The organism is Rhodococcus sp. P4_B6 (assembly GCF_056402215.1).
Genome location: NZ_JBFUHV010000310.1, coordinates 1 through 5,221, shown reverse-complemented (window position 1 = coordinate 5,221; position 5,221 = coordinate 1). Strand labels below are relative to the sequence as shown.

Below are 5,221 nucleotides of genomic sequence, written 5' to 3'. Positions count from 1 at the left end.
GCCCGGTCCGCAGCAACGGTGCCACCCCGCCAGCTGAGAGCGGCGGGGTGGTTCACGCCAGCCCCAGGCCTCGACCCGTTCTCCACAACACAGCGCTCGTCCAGGTGGTGCGCCACCAGTGTTGGGGAATCTCATGATGGCGCTGCTTATGCGCGTCACCTGGTTGCACCTGCTGGTGGGGGCGCCGGCAAATGTGGGCTCAGTTATTCGATTGCCATGGTGCGCCGCCGTGGAGAGGCAGTTCCCGAGATGTGGTGGGTAGCCCCTCGTTGCGTGGGGCGGGGGACGCGCCTGGAGTGGGAACATTGTGTATTGGGTCGTGAGGGCCCCGACGACGTGATGCCTCTGATGGTGATGAAGGCGTTACTCGTGCGGAGGTGTCGCGTCCTGGTCCCTTCTGAGGGCGGTGTTTCGTCGCGGCCGCCGGCCACGGGAGTCGCCACCGATGCGCAACGGCCGGGGAGTCAGTAGCTCGCGAGCTGGTAGCTCAGCAACTGAATCGAGCAGGCGAATCGCCACCAGAGGGTGCCTTATCGAAACAGGGTTTCATTACCGGGGTAACCCCGCCGCTGTCCCGGCTCGGCTTCGGGCTCCCGAAGCTGTCCAGACGACATGTAGCTCGATGAGATCAGAATGCTGCGATGCAATCTCGTGCTGCCTCGCGCGACCCCGCAGGTGCCCACTCCGGCGACTAATGTGCACAACAGTGCACAGGCGGGCTAAGATGTGCATATGAGGTCGGTGGAGAGGGTGGATTCGCTCGACGCGCTGCTGGCCAAGCATCACGTCGACCTCACCGGCCGCGAGATGCTTCGCGAACTCGACGCTGCACTCACCGCGGTACCCGCCGCGTCGGACACGTTGTCGGCCGGAGAGATCGAGTTCCTCCGCGCCCACGCCGGCGAGGGCGTCGGCGAAGTCCTCGACCAGTGGTCGCCGGTGGCCGAGATCCGCGCTCGCGCGGTGGAGATCGCGCGGCAAACCGTGACGGTGCTCGCGGATTCGTTGGACGTCAAGGAGGCAGCGGCGCTGCTCGGCATCGACAGGTCGGTGGTGTCCCGGCGGCTCACCGCGCGCACGCTGTGGGCATTCGATCTGCATGGGCATCGCCGCATCCCGCGATGGCAGTTCGTCGGTGACGATGTCTTGCCGGGGCTCAGTGCTGTCGTGGCGGCCATCCCCTCGACGGCGAGCCCGGTGTCGGTCGCCGCGCTCATGCACACCTCGCAACCCGACCTCGGCGACCGGACTCCGCTCGAGCATCTGGCCGCGGCGGCGGACCCGGCACCGGTGGTCGCGCTCCTGGAATCCCTCGACACCTGGTGAGCCGTCGGCACCCGAAGATTCCGCGGGCACCGCGGACCCCGCTCACCGTTGCTACGGAGGACGTCCTGGCCTACGACGGTGTGCTGTGGCGGATCCACCGCACCACCGGCCCTCACGTGGTGTCCTGGCGGACTCTGCGCACCTACGGGCCGATCGCGTCCATGCGCTACGACCCGCATCCCGGCCCCGCCGCGGCGGCGACCACCATCGGGGTCCTCTACGCCGCCTGCGATGTCGCCACCGCGCTGGCCGAGGTGTACCAGGCGACACGAACGATCGACACCACGATCGGGGCGCCTGCCCTGACAGGGTGGCGCCCGACCCGTCCCCTGAATCTGCTGAACCTCACCGAAACCTGGCTGGTGCGTAACCAAGCCTCTTACGCACTGCTGCACGGACCGCGTACCGTGTGCCGCACCTGGGCGCGCACCATCCACCTGACATGGCCGCACCTCGACGGTCTGTACGTACCGTCCACCATGACCGGCCGTCCGAACGTCGTGCTGTGGAACCCCGCCGCCGACTCGTTCCCCACCGACCCCGAGTTCACTCGCCCACTCGATCACCCGCGCGTGCGGCCGATCATCCGCACCGCCGCACGCACTATCGGGTACGCATCGACGGTCTAACTCTGTCCCGGCCCGCACCGACCGGATTCGACTGCATCGTCGCCGTGTTTGGTGCGGATCGTCGCCATCCCGAGCGCATACCGCACACCGCTGACCGTCGAGCAGGGGCCTCGACGCCGCCTTAAGCCGGTTGGGTCAACCGTCCGCGGTCGTGCCGGCACCCGGGTCGGACACCTCGCCGCGCTACGAACCCGGTGGACACCCACTGGCACGGGCGGAAAACCCGCGCAACGACGCCCCCCGTGCCGCCCGCGCCCCTCGAGCAGCGGGCCACGGTCGTCACCCTTGGGCAACGACGTCGCCGGGTTCGGTGCGTGGGCGGCAGCCGGAACCCTAGAGCCCCAATGCCTCCCGCAGACGGCGCACGCTCATCGCCCCCGGCCGCTCCTCCTGCGGGAAGGAGTCGAGCAGCCGGATCAGGTCGTCGCGGCGGGTGGGGTCGGCGGCGCACTCGCGCGGCGTGTGACCACCGAGGGCGGGGATCGCCTCGTCGAGCCACTGCTGCTCGTATCCGCGGATATGCTCGTCGAGCGCCGCCGCGATCGCGGGATCCTCGGGGTCGACAGGTTGGCTTGGGCGAACACCCTTTTTCTGCGCCTGAGCCATCAACTCCGCCGCCGGCGTCCGGGTCTGCTCACGCAGTCTCCCCCCGGGATCGGCAGCCCCCACGGCGTCGACCAGCGACTCGAACCGTGGCTCGTTCATCGCCTCGACCTCGAGCACCCAGGGGTCGGTATCCCGGACCAGGATCAGCACGCCGAGCACACTGCCCTGCTCGGTCCAGGACCACCGGTCTGCGTCGGCGGCGCCGAAGCGGCGACTGAGCCTACGCCGGATCCCGGCGGTGTCGCCCACCTCGAACACGGCCCGGCACGCCACCATCGGGTGCCCGTCGGGGGTGACCAGCCGCGGCGGCGCGAACCGGGCGCTGAGGAACTCGACCAGCTCCTCGGGGTCGGTGGATTCCGAATCGAGCAACTCGATCAGCCGACCACGCTGTCCGGGCTCGATCGGTTCGATGCCACCGAAGATCTGCATCGTGGAACCGGCGGGAACGACTCGGGCGCAGAAGAAGTCGCCGGCCCGCAACGCCCTGCTGGCGGTCCGCTCGGCGACCTCCAGGCGGTCGCCGGTGCGCACGTCGCGCAGCGTCAGCCCCTCGCCCGGACGCACCGCCTCCACCTCGTGCACCGACCGCTCGGCGAGCAACCACTGCTGCGCCAGGAGCAGTTCGTCCGCGGGCAGCAGCACGCCGCGCTCGGCGACGAACCGCGCGAAGGCTCCGCATTCGAACATCACCACATCCGCGACCAGCGGGTCGTCGAGCGCGTGATACAGCGCGAACGGATCGTCGTCGTGCGCGGACCGAATCTGGGCGAGCGAGATCAGCAGCGGTCGCCACTCGATGCCCTGCGCGAACGAACCCGCCTTCTGGTACAGCCACCCAGCCCGCTGTTCCAGTGGGTGTTCGGCCTTGCCGAGGTGGCACGCCTTGTATTTGCGCCCGGATCCGCACCAGCACCGATCGTTGCGCCCCAGGTCCGGCCGGTCGACGGGAAGAAACGATTGGAGCAGGTCGTACAGGGGTTCGCGATACGCACCCTCGACCCGGTCGAGCAGCCCGATCGCCCGCACCGCGTCACCACGATCGGACGCGAAGCGGGCCAAAGCCTCGAGCGCCTCGTCCCAGTTCGGGTCCACGGCCAGGGCTCGCTCGTAGTGCCGCTCGGCGTCCGCGGTCCGTCCGTCGAGTTCGGCCGCCTTGCCCGCCAGCCAGTGCGCGGTCGGGGCGATCCGGCGGGGACCGCGGTCGCGGAGCACCGCGGCGGCCAGGCGCAGGGTTTCGGTGCCGGCCTGGCAGGTGGCGTACGCCTCGCCGAACGCGGCGCGGGCCGCGTTCGGGCGGGCGAGCCCGGCGAACCGGTCCCTCGCGCTCGTCACGACCGCGTCGACAGCGCGTTCGCGCTCGTTGGCGGGGGTGCGCTCGAGCACGCCGATCAGGGCGATGAACGCCATGACCGCTTCCGTCTCGTCGTCGGTGAGGTGGTGAGCCGCCGTGACCGTCGCGGCGTGCGCTTTCCCGCGGTGGGCGGTGAAGTCGAATCCCCGGACCGCGATGTCGTCGCCGTCGCACACGTATCCGGCGTCGGTGATCAGGTCGCCCAGCGGGATGGTCGGCGCCGCGAACAGGGACCGGTCGTCGGCCATCAGCTGCCAGATGATGGTGTCCAGGGGCTCGGGGCGGTCCATCGGCACCAGGTCGGCCAGCGCGACAGCGAGATCGGGTGCGGGTGCGGGTGGGGCCGCCGCGGCGGTGAGCCGCAGCTCGCCGTCGACGAAGGCGAGCACGACCAGGTCACCGGGACGGAATTCGGCGAGTGCGTCCGGTTCGAGCAGCAGCGCCGCGTCCGTCGGCCAGTCGGGATCGTCGACGCCGCGCTCGTCGAACACGTCGTCGTCGAGGTCACGGAAGAGGGTGCTCAGCCCGCCTGCTGCCGGGTCGTGGTCGTCGAACGGCAGCAGGGGTGTCAGGTCCGGGTGGGCGTCGAGGATGCCGGAGGAGATTTCCGCCTCGGTGAGCCGGTGGGTGAGCACGCGCCCGTCGAGCAGGGCGTCGAGGGCCACGCTGCGACCGTCCGCCAGGTAGCCGAGCCGGGGATGGCCGATGTACTCGGCGAGTTCCTCCATGTCGGCGAGATAGCCGTGCCCCTCGGCGACCAGCCGCCGCGCCCATTCGTCGGTATGCATGGGCCCGTGCTCGCGGAGCAGGACCATGGCGGCTTCGGCAGTGGGATCTGTCGGATCGGTCACCGGGCCAGGGTATGCGATGTGTCCGGGCGTCTCGTCGAAAGGAGCGTACTCGTCGCTAGGCGAGGGATTCGGCTGCGCTGCGGCGCAACGGTTCAACCAAATTGCGTCGCTGCGGCGCGCACGATTCCGTCAACCGATTGCCTGGCAGCGACGAGCCGAACCCGACCGTCGTCCACCGCTGGTAATCCCGCCCCAGCCAACACCCCGCGAGTCGCGACGGTGTGTCCGCCCAATGGACGAGGGGTTGTCAGCGAGACTTTCGGCAACGATCCGCCGTCAACACAAGGAGGGTAGGGTGCCCAGCCTCATTTTTAACGGCGTCACCTACGGCATCAGCCAGACCCGATTCGAGGCCACCCGGGAGCTGCTCGCACGGTTCGCCGAGGGACACACCCTGGGAGTGGCGATGTCGCTCACCCATGACGGCGCCCGGCACCACCTGTTCATCACCCCCG

General features: G+C 69.6%; 3 protein-coding genes. 2 read left to right on the top strand and 1 reads right to left on the bottom strand.

What is annotated here, in order from left to right; translation table 11 throughout:
• Positions 1–732 precede the first annotated feature (732 nt).
• Positions 733–1,326: a helix-turn-helix domain-containing protein gene (locus AC1DWT_RS49275; RefSeq protein WP_120661688.1), complete on the top strand. Its 594-nt coding sequence runs from the start codon at positions 733–735 to the stop codon at positions 1,324–1,326.
• Positions 1,323–1,955, top strand: a complete 633-nt coding sequence (locus AC1DWT_RS49270; protein ID WP_242323947.1) for an RES family NAD+ phosphorylase — start codon at positions 1,323–1,325, stop codon at positions 1,953–1,955. Before AC1DWT_RS49275 ends, AC1DWT_RS49270 begins: the two co-directional genes overlap by 4 nt.
• Positions 1,956–2,288: 333 nt before the next feature.
• Here AC1DWT_RS49270 and AC1DWT_RS49265 read toward each other — a convergent pair whose 3' ends face one another.
• The gene (locus tag AC1DWT_RS49265) at positions 2,289–4,766 is read right to left on the bottom strand and encodes an SEC-C metal-binding domain-containing protein (protein WP_477926062.1); all 2,478 of its coding nucleotides are present in this window, start codon (positions 4,764–4,766) and stop codon (positions 2,289–2,291) included.
• Between the last annotated feature and the right edge of the window lie 455 nt (positions 4,767–5,221).

Bases quoted from the DNA above. Each gene is read 5' to 3' on its own strand.
- AC1DWT_RS49275 (WP_120661688.1), top strand. From the start codon at position 733: ATGAGGTCGGTGGAGAGGGTGGATTCGCTCGACGCGCTGCTGGCCAAG.